This is a genomic window from Dendronalium phyllosphericum CENA369 (assembly GCF_016056275.1).
GTDB classification, from domain to species: domain Bacteria; phylum Cyanobacteriota; class Cyanobacteriia; order Cyanobacteriales; family Nostocaceae; genus Dendronalium; species Dendronalium phyllosphericum.
The window spans coordinates 25,141-47,994 of sequence record NZ_JAECZA010000282.1; the positions used below are offsets into that span (position 1 = coordinate 25,141).

At 42.1% G+C, this 22,854-nt stretch carries 19 protein-coding genes; 10 read left to right on the forward strand and 9 right to left on the reverse strand.

Annotated elements, in window-relative coordinates; all coding sequences use genetic code 11:
- Positions 1 to 219: 219 nt before the first annotated feature.
- From I8752_RS31430 to I8752_RS31440, 3 genes are all read left to right on the forward strand, one after another.
- Positions 220 to 1,617 (forward strand): cysteine desulfurase-like protein, encoded by a 1,398-nt coding sequence (locus I8752_RS31430; RefSeq protein ID WP_214436100.1) that lies wholly within the window; start codon positions 220 to 222, stop codon positions 1,615 to 1,617.
- A 245-nt stretch (positions 1,618 to 1,862) separates the two neighbouring features.
- Positions 1,863 to 2,024, forward strand: a complete 162-nt coding sequence (locus I8752_RS31435; RefSeq protein ID WP_214436101.1) for a hypothetical protein — start codon at positions 1,863 to 1,865, stop codon at positions 2,022 to 2,024.
- Between the two features lie 88 nt (positions 2,025 to 2,112).
- The gene (locus tag I8752_RS31440; protein WP_214436102.1) at positions 2,113 to 5,004 is read left to right on the forward strand and encodes a COR domain-containing protein; all 2,892 of its coding nucleotides are present in this window, start codon (positions 2,113 to 2,115) and stop codon (positions 5,002 to 5,004) included.
- A gap of 20 nt (positions 5,005 to 5,024) precedes the next feature.
- On the opposite strand, the gene I8752_RS31445 is transcribed toward I8752_RS31440, so the two are convergent.
- Positions 5,025 to 5,264 carry a hypothetical protein gene (locus I8752_RS31445; RefSeq protein WP_214436103.1) on the reverse strand — a complete coding sequence of 80 codons (240 nt, stop codon included), beginning with the start codon at positions 5,262 to 5,264 and terminating at the stop codon, positions 5,025 to 5,027.
- 22 nt (positions 5,265 to 5,286) lie between these two features.
- Here I8752_RS31445 and I8752_RS31450 point away from each other — a divergent pair, with 22 nt between their 5' ends.
- Positions 5,287 to 5,436 (forward strand): hypothetical protein, encoded by a 150-nt coding sequence (locus tag I8752_RS31450; RefSeq protein ID WP_214436104.1) that lies wholly within the window; start codon positions 5,287 to 5,289, stop codon positions 5,434 to 5,436.
- A 39-nt stretch (positions 5,437 to 5,475) separates the two neighbouring features.
- The gene (locus I8752_RS31455) at positions 5,476 to 6,696 is read left to right on the forward strand and encodes a DUF4336 domain-containing protein (RefSeq protein WP_214436105.1); all 1,221 of its coding nucleotides are present in this window, start codon (positions 5,476 to 5,478) and stop codon (positions 6,694 to 6,696) included.
- A gap of 184 nt (positions 6,697 to 6,880) precedes the next feature.
- Here the strand turns inward: I8752_RS31455 and I8752_RS31460 are convergent, their stop codons facing one another.
- A complete protein-coding gene (locus I8752_RS31460; RefSeq protein ID WP_214436106.1) occupies positions 6,881 to 7,705 on the reverse strand; it encodes an HAD family hydrolase in 825 nt (274 codons plus the stop codon).
- A gap of 105 nt (positions 7,706 to 7,810) precedes the next feature.
- Between I8752_RS31460 and I8752_RS31465 the strand changes: the two genes are divergently transcribed.
- Positions 7,811 to 8,614 carry a hypothetical protein gene (locus I8752_RS31465; protein ID WP_214436107.1) on the forward strand — a complete coding sequence of 268 codons (804 nt, stop codon included), beginning with the start codon at positions 7,811 to 7,813 and terminating at the stop codon, positions 8,612 to 8,614.
- 114 nt (positions 8,615 to 8,728) lie between these two features.
- On the opposite strand, the gene I8752_RS31470 is transcribed toward I8752_RS31465, so the two are convergent.
- From I8752_RS31470 to I8752_RS31485, 4 genes are all read right to left on the reverse strand, one after another.
- Positions 8,729 to 9,448 carry a DevA family ABC transporter ATP-binding protein gene (locus I8752_RS31470; protein ID WP_214436118.1) on the reverse strand — a complete coding sequence of 240 codons (720 nt, stop codon included), beginning with the start codon at positions 9,446 to 9,448 and terminating at the stop codon, positions 8,729 to 8,731.
- 151 nt (positions 9,449 to 9,599) lie between these two features.
- Positions 9,600 to 10,754 carry an ABC transporter permease DevC gene (gene devC / locus I8752_RS31475; RefSeq protein ID WP_214436108.1) on the reverse strand — a complete coding sequence of 385 codons (1,155 nt, stop codon included), beginning with the start codon at positions 10,752 to 10,754 and terminating at the stop codon, positions 9,600 to 9,602.
- Positions 10,755 to 10,796: 42 nt separating this feature from the next.
- The gene (locus tag I8752_RS31480; RefSeq protein WP_214436109.1) at positions 10,797 to 12,218 is read right to left on the reverse strand and encodes an HlyD family efflux transporter periplasmic adaptor subunit; all 1,422 of its coding nucleotides are present in this window, start codon (positions 12,216 to 12,218) and stop codon (positions 10,797 to 10,799) included.
- Positions 12,219 to 13,196: 978 nt separating this feature from the next.
- The gene (locus I8752_RS31485) at positions 13,197 to 13,934 is read right to left on the reverse strand and encodes a phycocyanobilin:ferredoxin oxidoreductase (RefSeq protein WP_214436119.1); all 738 of its coding nucleotides are present in this window, start codon (positions 13,932 to 13,934) and stop codon (positions 13,197 to 13,199) included.
- A 343-nt stretch (positions 13,935 to 14,277) separates the two neighbouring features.
- On the opposite strand from I8752_RS31485, the gene I8752_RS31490 reads away from it, so the two are divergent.
- Both I8752_RS31490 and I8752_RS31495 read left to right on the forward strand, forming a co-directional pair.
- The gene (locus I8752_RS31490) at positions 14,278 to 14,547 is read left to right on the forward strand and encodes a hypothetical protein (RefSeq protein WP_214436110.1); all 270 of its coding nucleotides are present in this window, start codon (positions 14,278 to 14,280) and stop codon (positions 14,545 to 14,547) included.
- A 189-nt stretch (positions 14,548 to 14,736) separates the two neighbouring features.
- Positions 14,737 to 16,086 (forward strand): YcjF family protein, encoded by a 1,350-nt coding sequence (locus tag I8752_RS31495; protein ID WP_214436111.1) that lies wholly within the window; start codon positions 14,737 to 14,739, stop codon positions 16,084 to 16,086.
- 63 nt (positions 16,087 to 16,149) lie between these two features.
- Here the strand turns inward: I8752_RS31495 and I8752_RS31500 are convergent, their stop codons facing one another.
- Together I8752_RS31500 and I8752_RS31505 are read right to left on the reverse strand one after the other, a co-directional pair.
- Positions 16,150 to 17,559: an aldehyde dehydrogenase family protein gene (locus I8752_RS31500; protein ID WP_214436112.1), complete on the reverse strand. Its 1,410-nt coding sequence runs from the start codon at positions 17,557 to 17,559 to the stop codon at positions 16,150 to 16,152.
- Between the two features lie 3 nt (positions 17,560 to 17,562).
- Entirely contained in the window at positions 17,563 to 18,639 is a 1,077-nt protein-coding gene (locus tag I8752_RS31505; RefSeq protein WP_214436113.1) for an acyl-CoA synthetase family protein, read from the reverse strand.
- Positions 18,640 to 19,366: 727 nt separating this feature from the next.
- On the opposite strand from I8752_RS31505, the gene I8752_RS31510 reads away from it, so the two are divergent.
- Positions 19,367 to 20,356 carry a zinc-dependent alcohol dehydrogenase family protein gene (locus I8752_RS31510; protein ID WP_214436114.1) on the forward strand — a complete coding sequence of 330 codons (990 nt, stop codon included), beginning with the start codon at positions 19,367 to 19,369 and terminating at the stop codon, positions 20,354 to 20,356.
- 299 nt (positions 20,357 to 20,655) lie between these two features.
- Positions 20,656 to 22,542 (forward strand): ABC transporter ATP-binding protein, encoded by a 1,887-nt coding sequence (locus tag I8752_RS31515; protein ID WP_214436115.1) that lies wholly within the window; start codon positions 20,656 to 20,658, stop codon positions 22,540 to 22,542.
- 21 nt (positions 22,543 to 22,563) lie between these two features.
- Here I8752_RS31515 and I8752_RS31520 read toward each other — a convergent pair.
- Positions 22,564 to 22,854 (reverse strand): transposase family protein (locus I8752_RS31520; RefSeq protein ID WP_318780860.1); only part of this gene is annotated, 291 nt, incomplete at its 5' end.

A 22,854-nucleotide genomic window follows, 5' to 3' on the forward strand; every position in this document is an offset into this window, starting at 1 on the left:
TCGGGTTTAATGGAAGGTAAAAAGGTTTAGATAAACTAATATAAATCAGAGTTATGGTGGAAAAAGGGATTGGGGATTGGGAAAAGGAGAAAGGTTAAAGGGGGAAAAAGTTTGTTTGATTCCTTTTCCCCTTCCCCATATTTGCGTGGTGAACTAGTAGTCATAATGTGTTATTTCAGCTAAAAACATAGAAAAATACGATTAAAAGAGGAGTTTGCTATGGAGCCTCTTGACCTGAAATGGATACGCGCTCAGTTTCCAGCGCTGACACAAAAAATCAACGGTCAATCTGCTATTTTCTTTGACGGGCCGGGTGGCACTCAAGTACCGGGAGCGGTATTGGATGCAATGAGTGACTATCTGGTAAGGTCAAACGCTAACGCTCATGGGGCTTTTGCCACAAGTGTACGTACAGATGCGCTCATCACCTCGGCTCGCGCTGCGATCGCTGATTTTTTAGGGTGCAATAGCGATGAAGTAGTATTCGGTGCTAATATGACTACGCTCGCTTTCGCTGTGAGTCGAGCTATTGGTCGGGAACTGCGATCGGGCGATGAAATTATTGTTACCCGACTAGACCATTCTGCTAATATTTCCCCGTGGTATGCGTTAGAGGAACGAGGTGTAATTGTCCGCGTTGTTGATATCAACGTCAAGGACTGCACCTTAGATATGAGCGATTTAGCACAGCAGATTAATCAGCGGACGCGGTTGGTGGCGGTGAGTTATGCTTCCAACGCTGTAGGGACAATCAACGATGTGGCAGGGGTGGTAAGCCTTGCTCATGCCGTTGGTGCTTTGGTTTTTGTCGATGCAGTTCACTATACCCCTCACGCTCCGATTAACGTACATGCGCTGGGCTGTGACTTTCTCGCTTGTTCTGCCTACAAATTTTTTGGCCCCCACGTTGGTATTTTGTATGCCAAGCGGGAACATCTTGCCCGATTCACTCCATACAAAGTCAAACCAGCCCCAGAAGAAGTACCATCGCGCTGGGAAACGGGAACGCTGAATCACGAGGGTTTGGCAGGTATGGTGGCCGCGGTTAACTATTTGGCAAAACTTGGTTGTCATGTCTCACCCGCAGTTGACAGCGAGTTAGTTTCAGCCTTGGCAGAAGCTGACAAGGAGGGCTTGGAAACATTCAGTTGTCCCCGCTTCCTTACTTCAGCGGATCGGCCTAACCATGAGTTAGCATCTGCCTATCACAGTCGCCGGGCTGCCTTAGTAGCAGCAATGTCAGCAATCCAGCAATACGAAAGAGAATTAAGCCACAAGCTGATTTCTGGATTGTTGGAGATTCCTGGCTTGAGCTTTTATGGTATCAGCGATGCGAGTCGTTTTGCTTGGCGGACACCAACAGTTGCATTTCGACTGGCGGGGCAAACGCCTGCAACCACAGCTAAAATGTTAGGCGATCGCAGTATTTTTGCTTGGCACGGTAATTTCTATGCGCTGAATTTGACGGAGAAATTAGGTGTGGAAGCAACTGGCGGCTTAGTACGAATTGGAATGGTGCATTACAACACCGTTGAAGAGATTGATCGCCTTTTGCAAGCATTGAATGAAATTAAAGAATACAGTATGAGCGATCGCTCTTTTAACTCGACAATTTAAGTTTTCAGGTGCAAGTTTCAAGTTCCGAGCTCGAATAATGAGGGTTAAAGCCGCAAGTTTGAGGATTAAAGGTGCAATTTCGAGGGTTAAAGGTGCAACTTCGAGGATTAAAGGTCAAACTTTCGCCCTTTTAACTCGACAATTTCCCTTCCAATGTTCAATCTTCGAGTTCAGAACTTGAATGATGAAGCTTAGAGGTAGAGCGATCGCCTTTTCTGCTCGACAATTGGTGTTTTAATGATAGAGTGTCTCAGCGCTTAGAGAAGCAGGAAAACAGGGAGAAAGATTTTTGGCGTAATCATTCCGTAAAAACACAACGCCTACAACACAATATACTGAACGCAGGTATAGCGATCGCTCAATATCCCGATGTAGGAAGTGGGCGATTGTTCTTATGCAATCCTTGATAAAAGCTACATTATTAATTAGCTGAATTTCTCTGCTGCGCGTCCAAGCAGCAACTCGTTATCAGGCATCGCCTCTGTAAAACCCGAAATGACTAACGAAGAACTGCTGCAAATTATTGAAAAAGCTGCCAGAGACAACGTGATAACATTAGACCTTTCAGGCAACAGCTTAACAACGCTAACGCCGGAAATAGTCCAACTCACCAACTTGCAAACGCTTTCCCTTAGCAGTAATCAACTGAGCAGTCTGCCACTGGAAGTAGTCCAACTCACTAACCTGCAATCGCTTATCCTCAGCAATAATCAACTGAGCAGTCTGCCGCCGGAAATTGTTCAACTCACCAACCTGCAAACACTCTCTCTCAGCAGAAATCAACTGAATAGTCTGCCGCCGGAAGTAGTCCAACTCACCAACCTACAATCGCTCATCCTCAGCAGAAATCAACTGAGCAGTCTGCCACCGGAAGTAGTCCAACTCACCAACCTGCAATCACTCAACCTCAGCAGAAATCAACTGAGCAGTCTGCCACCGGAACTAGTTCAACTCACCAACTTGCAATCGCTCATCCTCAGTGTTAATAGATTGAGCAGTCTGCCGCCGGAAGTAGTCCAACTCACTAAACTGCAATCACTCAACCTCAGTGTTAATAGACTGAGCAATCTGCCATCGGCAGTAGTTCAACTCACCAACCTGCAATCACTCAACCTCAGCAGAAATCAACTAAGCAGTTTGCCACCAGAAATTAGGCAACTGCCAAACTTGAACAAGCTGGATCTTCGCAGAAACCCAGTCCCTATTCCACCTGAGATTTTGGGAACGAAGGATTTATCGCAAGATCCTGGCGATGTGAATGAAATTCTCGATTTCTATTTCCGGGTGCAAGATCTAGCCGAAACTGAACTTTTCTACGAGGCAAAATTACTAATTGTTGGCGAAGGAGGAGCAGGTAAAACTTCTTTAGCCAAAAAAATAGCAGATGAAACCTACAAACTCCAACCAAATGAAGAATCAACCAAAGGTATTGAAGTTATCCACTGGCACTTTACACAGCCCAACGGCAAAGACTTTCGCGTCAATATTTGGGACTTTGGCGGTCAGGCAATCTACCACCAAACCCATCAGTTTTTCCTCAGTAAGCGTTCTCTCTATGCTTTAGTTGCTGATACTCGCAAAGAAAACACTGATTTTTACTGGTGGTTAAAGGTTGTCGAACTCTTGAGCGACAAGAGTCCAGTTCTTATCATCAAAAACGAAAAACAAGACCGTCAGTGCGAAGTCGACGGAGGTCAATTACGAGGAGAATTTGACAACCTAGAAAAAATTCTGGCAACCAATTTGGATACTAATCGTGGTTTAGCGGAGATTAAAGACGCTATTCAGCAATACATTAGCAGACTTGACCACGTTGGTACACCTCTACCAAAACTTTGGGTAAGAGTCAGAGCAGCTTTAGAAAACTATTCTCGCAATTACATCAGCCTTGAAGAATACTGTACCCTTTGCCGACTTAATAATTTAACTGACCGTAAAGACATGCTCCGCTTGAGCAGCTATCTGCACGACCTCGGTGTTTGCCTCCACTTTCAGGACGATTCTACGCTGAAACACTACGTCATCCTCAAACCGGAATGGGGAACTACTGCCGTCTACAAAGTTTTAGACAATGACAATGTTAAAAAAAAGTTAGGTTGTTTTACTAAGGACGATTTAGAAGATATTTGGAAAAGCGGCGAATATGCTGACATGCGAGATGAACTCCTGCAATTAATGATGCGGTTCAAGCTTTGCTACAAAATTCCCGGTTGTCCTGCCACCTATATTGCCCCTCAATTGCTGCCTATTGAAAAAGCTGATTATACTTGGGACGGTCGCCACAACCTCATCTTGCGCTATACCTATACATTCATGCCTAAAGGCATCCTCACCCGCTTTATTGTCGAAACACACCCTTGGATTGAACAGCAAAAACTTGTTTGGAAAAGCGGTGTTGTTCTCAACAAAGATCAAACTCGTGCGGAAGTCATTGAAAACTACAATCAACGGGAAATTAAAGTTTGTGTCACAGGAAACCGCAAAAAAGAATTAATGGCAGTCGTCACCCATGAACTCGATAAAATCCACAACTATTATGAACGTTTGCAATATCAAACTCTAGTTCCCTGTAACTGCCAATTTTGCAAAAACAGTCAAACACCTCATGCCTATTCTCTGGACGCACTCTACAAGCGCTTGAACGCCAATCGTTACCAAATTGAGTGTGAAAACAGCTATCAAATGGTAGATGTCCGCAGGTTAATTGATGATATCAAACTCCTATCCATTAGCACAGATGGGCAACTCAACCTCGAAATTGCACAGTTGCAAAGCGAACTGGAGCAAAAAAGAGAGGAATCATTGACATATGGGCTAAGAAATAGCAATCAAAAGGAAGTTTTTATCTCTTACACTTGGCGGGATCAACAAAGTAAACCACTTGTAGCAAAGATAGAGCAAGTATTTCAAGCTAAAGGCATCAAAATTATTCGCGATACCAATGCAATTGGCTATAAAGAAAGATTTAAAGAATTCATGCAGCGTTTAAGCCGTGGTAAATGCATAATTTTAGTAATCAGCGACCAGTATTTAAAGTCAGAAAATTGTATGTATGAACTGGTTGAAATCGCTGAAGATAAAGAATTTTATAAACGAATATTTCCGATTATTTTAGCAAATGCCAATATTTTTAAACCTATTGAAAGAATTAAATATATTAAGTATTGGGAAGAGCAAATTAAAGAGTTAGATGAAGCTATGAAAGGAGTTTCCGCAGCTAATTTGCAGGGATTTCGAGAAGAAATTGACCAATACACTGATATCCGCAACACGATCGCCAAACTTACCGACCTACTGAGAGACATGAATACTCAGACTGAAGATATTCACAGCGAATCAGAATTTGAGAGATTGGTGAATGCGATCGCAGACCGTTTAAATGAGTGAAAATAAACTATTGATGAGGTTTAGAGGTGGTGCGATTGCCCTTTTAACTCGACAATTTGTGTTCCAAGGTGCAAGCTTCGAGTTCTGAAGCTCAATGATGAGGCTTTGAAGTCGAGCGATCGCCTTTTTTGCTCGACAATTCGTGTTCCAAGGTGCAAGCTTTGAGTTCTGAAGCTCAATGATGAAGCTTTGAAGTCGAGCGATCGCCCTTTTAACTCGACAATTTGTGTTCCGAAGTGTAACTTTCGAGTTGATCGCATTTACCTTATCTATTTGAGAAAGATGAGTCAATGTTCTTCGGACACCCCAAGCAATCGCATTGACACCCCCGCCAGCGATCGCATGACGTTTACCCTTAAAACTAAAGTTTTAACAAGAGTTATTTTATTGGCTCAACAATTTGCTAAACTCCAACTTTTGGAGTTCAAATAAAAATAGTCTAAGCGTCGGGAATCGGGAGGGTGTTGCAGAGTGGCTGATGATGAAGGTGTGAAAAATATAGAACAGATTCATCCAAGGGACTTTTCATGGAAGTTTTGGCCCGTTGTGCCACTCTACCCATACGGGAAGCGGCGGACAATTCGCAAAGAAGTAGTTAAGGATACCATCTGGACTTTTGACCAGTTGCAAGGTATCTTTTACGTTGTCGTGCCGATTCGCATGACTGTAGCTAAGCTAGAAAGCGGCGGACTTCTCGTCTATGCCCCTGTAGCACCAACAATCGAGTGTATCCGGCTGGTGAATGAGTTAGTAGCAGAACACGGCGATGTCAAGTACATCATTCTACCCACTATCTCCGGACTAGAACACAAAGTATTTGTTGGCCCCTTTGCTAGATTCTTTGCCAATGCACAGGTATTTGTTGCTCCCAAACAGTGGAGTTTTCCGTTGAACCTGCCACTTAGCTGGCTGGGCTTACCTTCCAAACGTACTCACTTCCTCCCAGAAGACAATAGCAAAGTACCGTTTGCCGATGAGTTTGACTATGCAATCCTCGGCCCGATAGAACTTGGCCCTGGGCGGTTTGCGGAAGTTGCATTTTTTCACAAGCGATCGCATACTCTTTTAGTCACAGATTCCGTAATTTCCATCCCCGAAGATCCGCCAGCGATCGCGCAGTTAGATCCATACCCCTTGATGTTCCATGCCAAAGATAAAGCCTCTGATATCGTCGCCGACAATCGAGAAAATCGCCGTCAGGGATGGCAGCGCATCTCACTGTTTGCTTTGTATTTTCAACCAAGCGTACTGGAGGTAATTGCTTGGAGTCAGGTATTTCGCGATGCTTTGAAAGCACCGGAACGCTCGAAAAAAGCTTACTTTGGGTTGTTTCCCTTCAAATGGCATCCCGACTGGAAGCGATCGTTTGATGCCCTACGCGGGAACGGACGTTTATTTGTAGCACCCATTTTACAAACTCTTATTCTCAATCGCGCACCAAGGGAAACTCTTGACTGGGCAAATAAAGTAGCAAGTTGGAACTTTCAGCAAATTATTCCCTGCCACTTTGACTCACCAATACAAGCATCACCGCAACAGTTTCGTCAAGCATTTTCCTTTCTGGAAAAACAGCCTGTGGCAGGTTTCAGCAATAGTTATCTTTTGCCAGAGGAAGACTTTAAACTATTGAGAGACATTGATGCAGGTTTAAATAAGTTTGGTATTGTCCCGCCAGCAAACGAGAAGGTCTGAGAGAAACCGTTGAGAAAATCAAGCCCAATAAGTAACAGTACAGTTCAGTTAAGCCCCAAATCCTCATGTAGAGACGCGATGAATCGCGTCTGAAAGACCAATTTTCTACGCCAATAACCTTTAACTGAAGTGTTCTTCCGTGACCTATACGTAAGTCCGATATTATTGAGAATTGTTATAGCTATTACTCTTTCTTTCTTTCTAAGCTTTTCAAAATATAACTAGATAATTCACAAAATCCTTCTCCTTCAGTCGCAGCAGTAATGTAAGTAGGCTGATGTTGCAACTGATTGGCATATTGCAGCACATTTGCTACACCTACAGAAACAGGAAAATAAAGTTGATTAAATAAACTTTCATCATTGGGACTATCACCAACGGTAACAATTTGTTCTGGTGAATAGTTAGGTAAGTATTGTTGCAATACTTGTAATAATCCAACAGCTTTATCTTGTCCTAGCGGTTTAATATGACACTGAACGTTGCTGTAGGTAAATCCCCAACCCATTTGTTGACAGAGATTACCCAAAACTTGTAGATCGTCTGGACTTAAAGAAGCTACATCAAATGTCCAATCGGTGATCCGAAAACGATTATCACTTGATTCCTGGATATGAGGAAATTTAATTTTCAATTGCTCAAAAACTAAAGCTAGATGCTGGCGATGAACTGTTAGGTCTGCAATAGGCGTTAAGGCGATCGCTTGTTCGCTTCCAGATGGATAAAACAAACCGCCGTTTTCTGCTAAAGCACCTGCAACTGGTAGCAAACTACTCAGCCCATTTACCCACCCTGCCGAACGTCCGGTTACAATTAGTACTTTAATGCCAACTGCTGTTAAATCTTCCAAAGTCTGCAATAACGCAGCAGAAAATTTTCCTTTCGTTGTCAAAGTACCATCCATATCTGTAGCAACGAGACGAATATTGCTCCAGCAAGTAGGTAAAGCCTGAGATAGTTGTTGCGGATTGCTAAAATGCCTGGGAGTAACGTTTGAGTCTCTGTACATATGTGGTTTAACGAAAGCTGTAAAAAATACACATAATACAGCAAGATGGCATCCAGGATTTGGGCATCTTAAAAATAATAAGTTAAGTATTTCTGTTTGCCAATTATGCTAAATTCGATGTTTCTTGCCCAGTCTTTGGGGTCAAAACCGAAAAAAGTTACCCAGCAAGTACCAGCAAGCGAGCCTCAAATACCTCCATTTTTGCTGATAACCTCTGGAGGACTAGCGGTAGCGGTGATTGCTTTAATTGTGTTTTGCAAACTACAAATGAATAAATTTGAGAAAAAACTCAAGTTTGAGCAATTCCGAGCGCGAGAACTAGAGAAGAAGTTTAAACTGGCACTGGAAACAATCCGTAAAATGGAAACTAATCCCGATTTGGTTAACTCACGGGACTTTAATTTAGATTATCTGCGAATGCGGATGTCAGAAGAAGTTTTTCATTTTGCGATCGTTAATCAAATTAAAATTAAGGTCAAAGATAAAATTTCTCAAGCCCTACGTCCCAGTCAAGCCCAACAAGGAACGGTAGGAATTGCCAATAGCGCCGGACGGCAAGTAGATGAAATTTTTGATGTCGAATATGAGACAGGAACTCCACAAAACTCAGCCAAGCGAGTACTGTTTCGCATTCAAATTCGATTGATGAAGTTACCTACGCAAGCAACTTCTGCCACTATTAGCCAAATTATTGATTGTCTTGAAACTTATCTGAGTCCAATTGAAGATGAAGATACTTGGCAACCGACGATTCAAGGCCGAATTGCCACCATGCATTGGGATCAAAAGGCCAAACCTACGCCTTTGTTGGTACTAGAGCAATCTAATGAAGGCGTGAATGTAACTTTTCGTACTAGTCGCCAACCTAATGCTGCGCCACAGCAGAAGCAGTCTGGTGCTAAGAAATAATTGCGGTTTGAGGGTGCAGCTATTGATTAAGGGGGATGAGGGAGATGAAGGAGATGAGGGAGAACTTCTTACTCAGCACTCAGCACTCAGAACTTAGCACTTAGCATTCAGCACTCAAGAGGTCGTATCGTAACTGGTGACTACACTTTGGGAATCACGTGCTAAAAGACCATCTTCCATTTCTACAATGCGATCGGCTATGTCCAGAATGCGGTTGTCGTGTGTCACTAGCAGGATAGAAGTTCCTTGTTCTTTGGCTAGACTCTGCATGATTTCTACAACGTCGCGTCCTGATTGTTTGTCCAAAGCTGCTGTTGGTTCGTCTGCTAGAACCAATGGGGGGCTATTTACTAGGGCGCGGGCGATCGCTATTCTTTGTTTTTGTCCGCCAGAAAGGTTATCTGGGTAGTAATTAATTCGTTCTTGTAAACCAACAGCCCCAAGCATAGCTTCTGACTTGGCAATTGCTTCGCTTTGAGAAATATTATCATTCAATTCTACTGCCATCTGCACATTCTGCGTAGCGGTTAAGAACCCTAGCAAATTGTGAGCCTGAAAAATATAACCAATATTACGCCGGATTTGTACTAATTTATTTTGACTAGCACCAAATAGTTCTACGCCTAAAAACTTGAGACTTCCCTCTTGGACAGACCGCAAACCGCCAATCAAGCTCAGTAATGTTGTTTTACCTGACCCAGATGGCCCGGTCATAATGACAATTTCTCCAGGATAAATTTCTAGGTTAATGTCAAATAAAATTTGTTTTTTTAATGTGCCTTTGCCATAGTAGTGATTAAGATTCTTAATGGCGATTACAGGTTCTTGTCTCATCATAAATTTTTTCGCTGTGAGTTAATAGTTCCGAGACGGAAGTTTAGTGCCTGTAAGAAGTGATAATTTCTTATGTTTTAATCATAAATTACTTCCGAATAACAAATGTTAATTACTAACATTTGGCTCCCTAATCCCCAGTCCCTTTTACTTAAAATATATCTGCTGGATCGGCAGAGCGTAATTTCCGGACAGCGATTGTACCAGAAAAAAAGCACATGACAATAGTTAAAATTAGCACTAAAATAGCACGATCAAAACTCATGAAAACAGGTAAAAGTGTAGCATCTCTGGCTTTTTGGTACATCAACATTGTAAAAACCCATCCAGGCATATAACCCAAACAAGCTAGTAATAATGCTTCTTGAAGAATGATAATTAATAAATATTTTTGTGTATATCCTATTGCTTTTAAAGTTGCATACTCAGATAAGTGATCGGAAACTTCTGTATAAAGGATTTGATAAACAATTACAGTTCCGACAATGAAACCCATAATTGTCCCTAGAGTAAAAATAAATCCAATAGCTGTACTACTAGCCCAATAATTACGCTCAAAGTCGATAAATTCTTGTTTAGTTAAAACATGGATATCTGTAGGTAAATAATTTCGTAATTCTTGAGCAACAACGGTTGCATCTGCTCCTGGTTTTAATCTGATTAGACCAATATCAATCAATCCTTGCTGACGGTTATTGAATAAGCGCAGAAAGTTGACATCACTAGTAATTAAATTACCATCTGCACCAAAAGACGCACCTAAAGTAAATAGTCCTGCTACTTTGACTTTCCGCCTTCGCACTTCTGCTGTCACAGTTTTACCCTGCTCAAACTCAGCAGCTATAGGGCCATATTCCTGCCGAGAAGAGCGGTCAAATAAAACTACATCAGGTAGTTTTATTTTATTTAAATTTTCCTGAACTCCCGGCAAATTAAATATGTTAACTTCTGGATTAATTCCAAATACAAGCAAGTTACGAGTACGACCTGTTATCGGATTTTTCCAACTTGTATAATCCAAATAAATAGGATGTACCGATTGCACTGTCGATAATTCTAAAGCTTTATATAACCGCCGTTGAGAAAAACTTTTCATCGACAGCACAGCATTAGATTGACTATTAATTAAAACAATATCGCCTTCCAAACTAGTATGTAAGCGAACGTTACTATAATACAGAGCATCTCGGAAGCCAAGTTGCATAAACATCAAAATATCAGCAAAGGCAATTCCTGCCAGAGCCACAGCAAGACGAGTTCTTTCTCGCGTGAGTTGTAGCCAAGATAAAGGTATTTTACGACTCATTGATGAAGTGGGAAGTGATAAAGATGAATTTTGAGCCTTTCTTTAGTTATTAATTTCAACAAGAACTTTGGCGTTGGTTAAGCCTGAAACTTTTGGGCTATCTTCTGCTGATAAGGCAATTTTTACTTCTACTACTCTGGCATCTACATCTGCTGCTGGATCTGTATTCAACACATCTTTTTTGCCAATTTTTCTACCAATTTCAGTAACGACACCTTTTAATTCGCCATTAAAAGCTCCATTATCGCTAGTGACTGTAGCATTTTGACCAATACGCACTTTACCAATACTATCTTCAGGAACTTCGGCAATAACCATCATTTGATCGGTTTGTCCGATTTCAGCTATGCCATTGGGACTGATAGCTTCTCCTGATTTGGTATGAATAGTTAAAATTTCTCCAGCGCTTGGTGCTTGGACGTAGGTTAATTTCAGTTGTGCTTCGGCTTGTCTGACATTAGCGATCGCATTAGTAACTTGAGCTTGGGCGATTTGCACATCAGTAGGACGGATATCTACTAGCCTATTGAGTTTGGCTGTTTCTTCGTCTATTTGTCTTTGCAAAGTTGCTATAGTTTTATCGCGGGTAACTTTAGCTTCAATCAACTGCTGTTGCAAAGTTGTTAAAGTTTTCACTTGGTTAGCTCTAGCCTCGGCAACTTGCTGGCGCAAAGTGGCCAATGTCTGCTTCAAAGTTGCTTGGCTTTCTGTAACCTGCTGACTAGTAGTGACTGCATTTAAGCGTCTATTGTCCCGTTCTTGCTGAGAAATTGCACCTTCACGGTATAAGTAATCGTAGCGTCCAGCATCGACTTGAGCATTGCGTTGTTGGGCTTGTACGCGCGCGATCGTTGCTCTTAAAGTATCTTTTTGACCGCTGAATTCAGCTTCTAGGCGATCGACTGTTGCTTGTTGAGCAACTTTTTCCGCACTTAACTCAGATGCAATCCGAGTCACCGTTGCTTGTTGAGCATCTCTTTCACCGCGCAACTGAGCTTGCAGGCGAGCAATCACTGCTGTTTGGGCTTGAATGTCTCTTGGTGAGCCAACTTTTACCTGGGAAAAATTAGCACGAGATTCTTGCAGTTTTGCTTTTGCTTCTTCTAATGCCGCTATTTGAGTGTCGTGGTTGTCTAAAATCGCAATTATTTGACCTTTCCTAACCTTTTCTCCTTCTCTGACAAAGATTTGCTGAACTCGTGATGCTGCTTGTGCGCCTGTAGTTGGGGCAGAAAGTTTAATCACTTCTCCCTGTGGTTCCAAACGCCCCACAGCACTAGTGGTGTTAGCAACTGGTTTCACGGGTACAGCGGGATTTAGTTTTTTGAGTTGCTCGACTTTGGCTGTAGTTAGTAGCCCAGCGGCGATCGCTATTGGTAAGGCTACAGCAATACCCCACCAAACCTTAGATTGTTCCTGCTCAAGTGGCTGCTGTCTTGACTTTGTCTCAGTCACCCTTGACATAGTATGTTGCCTGTTTATCTAAATTGTGCTGATGGTAGTAAAAAAGTGAATTAGGCCTAGTCAAATTAGTCAAAAAGGGTTTTAGTAAACAGCCAGCTGAGGACAAATAACATTGGTTTAAAGTGGTAGGATTCCACTTTAAATCCAATGTCCAATCAATGCTCGATGCTACAGCTTTCTAAAATAGCGCCGATTGGTCGCTGGCTATTCAATAAAATTCTTGCAAATCTTTTTCCTTTCACTACTTACAAAAAATACTTTTGCAAGAGACATAGTAAACAGAGCAAGCGCAAAGCTCACGCTACATTTTTGGTGATATAACTATAATGAGAGTTAGTCAAAAAATGTAACACTAACTCTAATTAAGTTTTTGATAGTTATATTGGTTGATGCCAGAAATTTGTTGCTTATTATTTTAAGTTTCAAGCTGCATCCAAATATACATACCTAAACTTTCGCAACTTGACTTAGAGTATCATCGGCAAGTTTTTTAGGATGAAGTTGATATTGCTACGACAGACCTATTTCCACAGATGTATGAATGGAGGCTACAGTTAATTACAAAAGCGAAAAGAATATGAAAATTAGCTGTTGCCATATTTGAACGCAATCTAGCTGTGGACGTGAGTTTTCCATCAATCAACAACTCACTAAAAAATATCTATCAAATCGAGCATTTCTAACATTAAATTTTCCTTAAGTTTATGGTTAAATTGTTAGCATTAGTTGCTTATATCTAGTAAGATACTTGCTCCCAAAACCTTGTGTTTTTGTCTTACTCCATTAAACTCTCGCTGAATGAATTCTACATTTATCAGTTACGGGAAAACGTAGCGGAGCCTACAGATGGGGATAAGAGGGCAGAGGGGGCAGGGGAGCAGGGGAAGCTAGGGGAGAAAAATATCACTTACAGACGCGATTAATCGCGTCTGTACTCATAACTCAGCACTCAGCACTCAGCACTCAGCACTAACTTCTTTAATCTGGCAGGTCGAATAATACTGTGGTCATGTAGTTTTCTGCCCAGTCTTGACCAAAGGCTTTTTCTAGCACTCGGCGAGTTTTATCGTTTTGCTGCTGTTTGGTGCAGTAGTTGCGTTGTCCTGCGAGAATTTGTAGCGTCTGTTCGTGTGAAACAGGACTAGAGGCGATCGCTTGCGTACAGTGAATTTCTAAAAAATCCTGCACGCGAGTGAGAAACATCTTTTCTTCTTGGGGGGAAATGGGACGCACAAAAATGCAAAAATCTGAGAAAATATGCCCCCATTCAGGTAATTCGCGGGGTTGAGAAAAGTTCAGCTTTCCTAGCGCCATCAGTTCAGCTTTATAAGATTCTGGTAAGATACGGTCTAAATTGACAGGAGATAAATCGGCGATCGCAGCGCTAATTTGACCTCTACCCCCAACTAAATCACAACCAAACATCGGCAGATCGTATTCTGGACGAGGAAACATCACGCAGTGCAAAATATCCAGCATATTTCCGATCCTTGCCAGTTCCAAGTGCATTTTCCGAAACTGGGGTGTTTGATAGCAGCGATTTTCAATTGTTAGTTTCTCGCCTTCTAGTCTACCTTCCACATACCCCAACTCAGTCGGCAAATGGTAAGGCGACAGATCCAGGTGCTTATGCCAAGTTGTCTCAATACAATCAGCTAACTGACGAACTAAAGGATGTTGTTGCTCTCGCAGTGAGGGGATGGAAGTAAATGACATGTTCTCATTGAAAATGCTATCTATTTGCCAGTCTACAGCCAGCTGCGCCACTTCTGGTCTGGCTTGCAATATATGCAAACACTTAGAGTGAGTGCTGAGTCAGTTGTCAGTTGTCAGAAGGCAGAAGGCAGAAGGCAGAAGTCGCAAGTTATTCACCCTTACTTCCTTGTCTTCCTTGTCTCCCTCATCCCCCTCAGCTCCCCACCTCCTTTGCCCTTCTGCCTGCTTCCACTAGCTGACGTAAAGTTATAAAACAGTTGCTTTTCAAAAGTACTGTTATTTTGTAGTCTTGGTTACAGAAATAATTTTAGATTAACCCATTGGTTAAGGCTAATAAAAAGCTATGAAACTAGATTCTGATAAACCAGATTTTGCTATATCGGCAAGAAAGCAGAATCTTGATTGGTTGAGCAAGTGTTATGCCAAAGAGTCAGTGCAGGATTTTTTAATCTCGACGTGGGTAGAACTTCTGGAACTACCCAGCTCTTTTAGTTTTGACGAAGCACTGTTATTGTGTCCGATTTCAGCGGATAAATGGCTAGCCTGGATTCCAGACTATGGGAAAGTAATATTACACACTGGGCAATTTCATCCCAAACAAGGAAGGGTTTAGGGAACTCCACAAATAAATTTTTGGCGTGAATTTAGGAACTTGTCTGGAGGCAACTAAGTAGACGCAAATTAGCTTGTCATTAGACATCACTGACAAAGCTAAAATTACTAATAGGGTTTTCTGGGTCTAAAAATCCCACATGGTAAGCCCAGGTAAGCGTCTTAAAAGCTATTTACCATTGTGATGCCCATGACTGAACAACATGATGCTAGCTTGCCATCAGCTGAATCTGAGCAGTTCAGTGAACCAACTGTCAGTGAACCAAGTGATAGTGCGATCGCTAAGTCGGCTGATGTCTCCTGGACAAACCGTATTGCTGGTGTCTGGAATAAGGCAACAGCAACTTTAATGCAACGCCTACCCGTTGAGCAAGTTGCACAGACGGTTATTCATTGGTTTAATGTCAGCGATGCTGAAGTTGCAGATATTCTAAAGGCGGTTCAAGCAGAACTGCCAACTACAGAAGCTTTACTGATTGGTAAGCCTCAAGCTGGCAAAAGTTCCATTGTTCGCGGATTGACAGGAGTAACTGCCGAAATCGTTGGTCAAGGATTTCGTCCCCATACGCAACATACTCAGCGCTATGCGTATCCTTCTGATGAACTACCATTGCTGGTTTTTACAGATACCGTAGGACTGGGAGATGTCAATCAGGATACTTCAGCAATTATTCAAGAGTTAGTTGGCGATTTACAACACAAAAGCGATCGCGCTCGAATCCTAATTCTAACTGTTAAAATTAACGATTTTGCAACTGACAGCTTGCGACAAATTGCTCAAAATTTGCGTCAAAAATATCCAGATATTCCGTGTCTACTAGCAATTACCTGCTTGCATGAAGTTTATCCTGCCGATATAGCCGATCATCCTGACTATCCACCAGATTATGAGCAAGTCAATCGTGCGTCGGCTGGCATTATAGAAGCTTTTGCAGGAATTTGCGATCGCACGGCTCTGATCGACTTTACTTTAGAAGAAGACGGCTACACTCCTGTATTTTATGGTTTAGAAGCACTGCGAGATACCCTTGCCGAGTTACTTCCAGAAGCAGAAGCCCAAGCAATTTATCAATTATTGGAACGAGAAGAAGTTGGCAAGCAAATTGGCAACCTCTACCGAGATGTTGGTCGCCGTTACATTTTGCCATTTGCGATTATGTCTGCTACCTTAGCGGCTGTGCCATTGCCATTTGCCACAATGCCTGTGCTGACTGCCTTGCAAGTCTCGATGGTGAGTCTGTTGGGTAAGTTGTATGGACAGACATTGACTCCATCCCAAGCTGGGGGTATTGTAAGTGCGATCGCTGGTGGTTTTTTGGCACAGGCGGTTGCACGAGAGTTAATAAAGTTCCTACCAGGTTTCGGCAGTGTAATTGCAGCTTCATGGGCAGCTGCCTACACTTGGGCATTGGGTGAAGGAGCCTGCGTTTACTTTGGTGACTTGATGGGAGGGAAGAAACCAGATCCCCAAAAAATTCAGTCTGTCATGCAAGAGGCGTTTCAGACAGCAAAAGAACGATTTAAGGGAATTAAACGGTGATTATTTTTGAGCATTGACTTGAGCTTATCCAAAAACAGATACTCTCTGAATTCGCTCGGTTTTCTAGATTGTAGTTTGGTATGATGCCGCTTTCCCCGCTTGGAACGCCTTTTTTTGGAAGAGAAAATCTAACAAAAATCCTTCATGTGGCTCTCTAGGATCGAATTCCGTACTCAGCGCACCGCCCATGAAAACTTTGTCGATGTCAGGCTCAAGCAATAGTTCTTGGGCCAATTCTTTGTCTTCTCCAGACACAACAACTGCAAGTGAATTACGAGCCGCCTGAATCGCTTCTTGGCGGGAACCTACCGAAGTAAAGACTGCAAATGGAAACGGCAGTTCAACACCAAATAGTGGATGTTGAAAGTCAGGTACTTCCACCACAGTTGGTAGCATAATTGCAACGCGATCGATCTGTGCTACTCTATTGGTTTTTCCGTCAGTCCACTCTTTAGCTCCATCATGCAAACGAGCATCAATTAACGCACTATACGGCTCTGCTGAGGCAATGCTTGCTAATGCCCCTAACTTAGCTCCCTCTTCCAATGGATAAAGTACTGGCACTTGCTTCAATTTTTCAGACACAGCAGCAGCCAACTTCTCGGCGTTACCTTCAACAATCACCGCACTACAGTTGATACAGCCTCGCCCACCATCATCCATAATTAAACGACAAATAGTATCTACAGAGCGATCGAAATCAGCATTTGCTGGAACAACAACTTTTGAGCGCCCCGGCCCATAGACTTTAATATTGCAATCCTTAGCATAACGCTCTTGTAATTGCTGTCCGCCAAAGATAACTGACAAAGATGCAGCCTGAGCAATAGTATCGACTAATTCATGAGTCCCTGGCACAAATGCGACGGACTCTTCAGGCAAACCAGCTTCAAGCAATGACATCAGCAACCGATAGGGCGTGAAAACATCGTCATAAGATGGGCGTAGGATCAGTGGCATTTTCATCGCTAGTGCGGACAGCCACATATAGTTAGTTGATGGATGGTTCCCAGGCATAATAAAGCCGACATTGTTACCACGAGGCACTAATCCCACCAAAATTTCTTGAACTTGGTAGAGGTGCGTATCAAAAACATCTAAGCCTCCTGGACTTTGAATCAGTAAAAATTTTTCCATATCTTGGAATATTTGGGGGAAAAAACCCAAGGTGCGACGACGCACAATAGAAATCGGTAGCCCAGATGTCAATGATGCTGACCTTACATAGTCTTCTGGCGCTAAACCATCTGGTTGTCCTTCGCAAAATAGCTTACCCGCTCGATGAAATATATCGAGCAACTGACGTATTGAGCATGACTTGAGAGCTTCTACCTGACGGCGTGCTGCTGTATTGATTAACAATGGTGGAGTGATGGTAGCCTCTCCCACTAATGACCCCTCGAATCCAACTAACTTCTTTGTCTCTACGCTGGTGTAGCCTTTGCGTCTGCCAGTAATCGCTGGAATCATCATGATCTAATAAACTCCTTCGATCGCAGTAGCTTGATTATTCTGCAAGGGACGTACATTTGCCACTCCATCCCAACCCAAAGCCGGAAGCGCTTCCCAACGTTCAGCTCGATCTCTTTCTAATACTCGTGGTAAAAATAGTTCTTCCGCTAATAAAGAAATACAGACCCGTCCTGTTTGGTGATAGCCCAACACCTTATTTGGCTCGTCGAAATCTACAATTTCAATCTTGAAAAATGGTTCAAGGGGATAATAAACAATGTTAGGGTCGTCGGGTTGAGCCGGACGCAATGGTGCAACACCCATAAGTGTGTTTCCATAAACCGCAGTGTTAACAGCATTAGGAAAGAACTCTGTACATAAAAGCTGATAAAGGTCTTGGGAAAGATGAGTTCCACCGTAGAACAGTCCAGCAAACTGATAACCGCGCTCATTGAGTTCTGGAGCCAAAATTTGTAAAAGTGCTGGTGTTGTTCCTAAAACCTCTATCTCTTGCGTATCTAGAATTGCATAGGATTGCCGTCGAATGTGGTTCATGTACAATTCTAGAGTCTGGGTATCATTCTTCTGGTACAGTAACTTCACAAAACGTGGATCTAGGTCGATGCGGTAGCACATTCCGCCGCGATGATTTGCAAAATCCTGAACCATATCTCCAACAGCGTGCGGCCCGGTAGGCCCAATCCACAACCAGTTAGCTTCTTGTGGAAACTTAACTATATTGTTGTAGTACCAGTCCATCCAATTTGTCATCAATAAACTGTAATCTCGGTAAGCGATTCGTGCAGGCAAACCAGTGGTTCCCCCTGTTTCGTATACGCGTAACCTGCTACGCTCCTTAGCGACTTTAGCTGGCATAAACTGACGCACGTCTGTTTTTCTCAACTCGTTAATTTCAAAAAAACCCAGCAGTGCTAAATCCTCATATCCACGAATATCTTTATGTGGATCGATTTTTAATTCCTGCGATCGCTCTCTCCAAAACGGTGAACCATGTGTCGGATGAAAATGAATGTCTATGATGTGACATACCCAGTCATCAAGGCTTATAGGTTCGGGCAAAATAGGGTGTGTAAATGTCATATTTGAATCCAATATTATTTTTTAGAAAAAATCTGATGCTCGTTGAAAACTAGCTATCACTAATCTCTCAATTAGAAGATTTATAACTATATAAATCTCTTCTAAACAACTCATTTTCTAGATAGATGATAAAATCGCTTGATTTTGATGTTTTCCTGAATTTTGAATTTTTGACTTTATTGACTAAGCGAGCTGGCTTTTAAATTAAATTTAACTATTTAATAAGTAAAATACTCTATAGTTGGGAGTAAGTTCTATATCTATCTATCGATAGAAGAATAATTATGTAAAAATTTTTGGGAAATAAATATATAGGACTATTATTTGATTTGTTTAAAAATCTAGTAGATGTAGTGCCGTGACTCAGCTAAATAGTTGTATTAAAATAAAGATGACAGTAGTCAGCAGTGTATCAGCGTTACTATTTTTATCTTGTGGTTATTGTGCTACAGCCAAATATTATCCTATTTAGCCTAACTGGAAGCTTTTTCCTCTATTTTCAGAAGTAATTATCTAAAACGAGTGATTTACTAGTTATGAGGCTAAAAAAATACTATTTTATATTTTTTTAAATCACACCTAGTATGATGTTGGTTCAAGAGTTAAAATTTAGAAAAGCCAAGAAATTTAAGTTTTTAAATAAAAAAATTATCTTTTGCTAAATACAGGCACGATCTGCATTCACAATGCAGAATAAAAATATCTTTATCATCATTTTCTATTGCTTATGCGTGCGATGATTTTGGAGGCACAACGTCAACCCCTACGGTTAGCTGAATTACCAGTGCCAAAACCCAATCCTCAACAAGTACTGATTCGCGTTCGTGCTTGTGCTCTGTGCCGCACAGATTTGCATATAGTTGATGGAGAATTGACACACCCCAAATTACCGTTGGTACTTGGGCATCAAATTGTCGGTACGATTGAAGCGATTGGCGATCGCGTTGATAAATTTAGTATTGGTCAACGAGTTGGTGTTCCTTGGTTGGGTTATACTTGCGGCGATCGCTGTCCTTACTGTCTCTCTGGTCGTGAAAATCTTTGCGATTATGCCGAGTTTACAGGATATAACTTTGATGGCGGCTTTGCAGAGTACACTGTCGCCGATTATCGTTTTTGCTTTCCCTTAGATCCCAGTTTTCCTGATTTACAAGCTGCACCGCTATTATGCGGTGGCTTAATTGGCTATCGGGCTTACACAATGACAGGTGATGCTGAAAAACTCGGTTTTTATGGCTTTGGTTCAGCAGCTCACATATTAATTCAATTAGCTAGTTATCAAGGTCGTCAAGTCTTTGCTTTTACCCGTTCTAGCGATATTAAGGGACAAGAGTTTGCCCGTCAACTAGGTGCAACTTGGGCAGGTGGCTCAGACGAATTACCTCGAGAACCCTTGGATGCGGCGATTATTTTTGCTCCTGTTGGCAAGTTAGTACCTACTGCTTTGCGTGCAGTTGCTAAAGGCGGTGTAGTAGTTTGTGCTGGCATTCATATGAGCGATATTCCCTCTTTTCCCTACGATATTCTTTGGGAAGAAAGAGTATTGCGATCTGTTGCCAATCTTACTCGTCAAGATGGAGAAAAGTTTCTGAGCCTAGCTTCCCAAGTTCGCATCCGCACAGAGGTGAACCTTTTTCCCCTCATTCAAGCAAATGAGGCTCTCGATGCGCTTCGTAGTGGCAAAATTGATGGCTCGGCTGTTTTGGTGGTGGACTAGCAGTTCGCTAAGTTAACTTGGTTGGGTAAAGAGAAAGGAGAAAAAGTTTATTTCCTTTACTTGACTTAGCAATCGCCAAGTGGCTTTTGCGAACAAAACCGTATCTGCATCGTCTACATCCGTTATAGTTATAGGTTATCAGTTGTAGTTATTGCCTGTGATGCAAAAAAAGCAAAACACAAGTGTAAAAATTCATAAAAATCACTGCGATCGGGTAAAAAAGCTATATTTACCCAGGTAGCATTAAAACTACTGTTAACATCTAAATAATTTTAAGTAAATATTCTGACTCGACTCCTATGAGAGAAACTATCCTAGAGGTTCGCAATCTACAAGTTGAATTTTCCGGTGATGGCAGCATTGTTAAAGCCGTGGATGGTATTTCCTTTACACTAAATCGAGGTGAAACTTTAGGGATAGTAGGAGAATCGGGAAGCGGTAAATCAGTAACATCACTAGCTGTAATGGGTTTATTACAAACTCCTGGTAGGGTTAGCGGTGGTGAAATCTGGTTTCATCCACAAGCAAATTCTAATCCGATTAATTTGGTGAAGTTGCCTGCCGAGCAAATGCAACTATACCGAGGTGGCGATATCGCTATGATTTTTCAAGAACCGATGAGTTCCCTCAATCCGGTTTACACTATTGGGTTTCAGCTGACTGAAGCGATTATGCGCCATCAGAATGTGTCAGTTGCTGAAGCACAAAGACTTGCGATCGCGGGCTTGCAAGAAGTTAAACTCTTACCTAGCGACGAGCTGATTAAACAACAGTATCTCGAAACTTGGCATCAAACTGACCCAAATTCATCTAAACCAAACGAGTCAAAATTGGCACAATTGGTGAAGCAGTACAAAGATGCCATGCTGGAACGTTATCCTCATCAACTTTCTGGGGGTCAGTTGCAACGGGTGATGATTGCTATGGCTATTTCTTGCAACCCATTGCTATTGATTGCTGACGAACCAACTACAGCTTTAGATGTAACGGTACAAGCAACAATTATTGATTTGTTGAGGGAATTGCAACAAAGTCGTGACATGGCATTGATTTTCATCACCCACGACTTAGGACTGATTTCAGAAATCGCTGACAAAGTAGCGGTAATGTATAAAGGCAAAGTTGTGGAATACGGTGTATCTGAGCAAATCTTTAGCAATCCCCAGCATCCATATACTAAGGGCTTGGTAGCTTGTCGTCCCACGCTTAACCGCCGTCCAAACAAATTACTTACTGTTTCTGATTACATGATTGCAGAAGAAACGGCAACAGGACAGCTAATAATTCAGGAGAAAGAACCCCAACAACCACCGGAAGTTACAACTGAGGAAATATCTGCAAGATGGGCAACCCTTAGTGAAAAGTCCCCTCTGTTACAAATCCGCGAACTTAAGGTTGGTTTCCCAGTGCGGGGCGTATTTGGTGGAACAAAACGCTACACTATGGCAGTGAATGGCGTTTCCTTTGATGTTAAACCAGGGGAAACATTGGGGTTAGTAGGAGAATCTGGTTGCGGTAAAACTACTTTAGGCAGAACTTTGCTGCGATTAATCGAGCCAATGAGTGGTCAGATCGTCTTTGATGGGCAAGATATTACAACCCTCAAAGGAGAACCGTTGCAAAAACTGCGGCGGGAAATGCAAATAGTTTTCCAGAATCCTTTTAGTTCCCTCGATCCGCGCATGAAGATTGGGGAAGCAGTGATGGAACCGTTGTTAATTCACTCGGTTGGTAAGACAAAACGACAACGGCGAGAACGTGCAGCCGAACTTCTAGAACGGGTGGGGTTGAATGCAGATGCCATGAACCGCTATCCGCATCAGTTTTCTGGAGGACAACGGCAGCGAGTTTGTATAGCCCGTTCCCTAGCGCTAAATCCCAAATTCATCATCTGCGATGAATCAGTTTCAGCACTGGATGTATCAGTACAAGCGCAAGTATTGAATTTGCTGAAAGAATTACAGGAAGATTTTCAACTTACCTATATATTTATTTCCCACGATTTAAGCGTCGTAAAATTTATGAGCGATCGCATTTTGGTTATGAATCGCGGTCAAATTGTCGAACAAGGCACAGCCGAAAGCATCTACCGCGAACCCAAAGAAGAATACACACAAAAGTTAATAGCTTCAATTCCTACTGGTAGCCCCGAACGCGTGCGAAATCGGCAAGTGCGAACATTATAAGAGACCTCTTGCAAAAGTCGCTTAAGCAAATTCGGTTTGGGGAAGACGAAGCTCGTAATTGTAGAGAGCAGCAATCAGATTAAACCTCAAACTAAATCTTTTTCGACGATTTCTATAAGTGAAGGACAAAATTTTAAATACCTTCAGCTTCCGATTTACATGCTCACCTAAAACTCTGATTTTAGCTAATTCTTGATTGCTCTTTTTATCCTCACAAGTTAACTTACCTCCTCTAGGTTTTTTCTTAGGAATCTGACTATTGCTATGTAGTTTTTGAATACCTTGATAACCTTTATCTCCCAAGCATTTTAT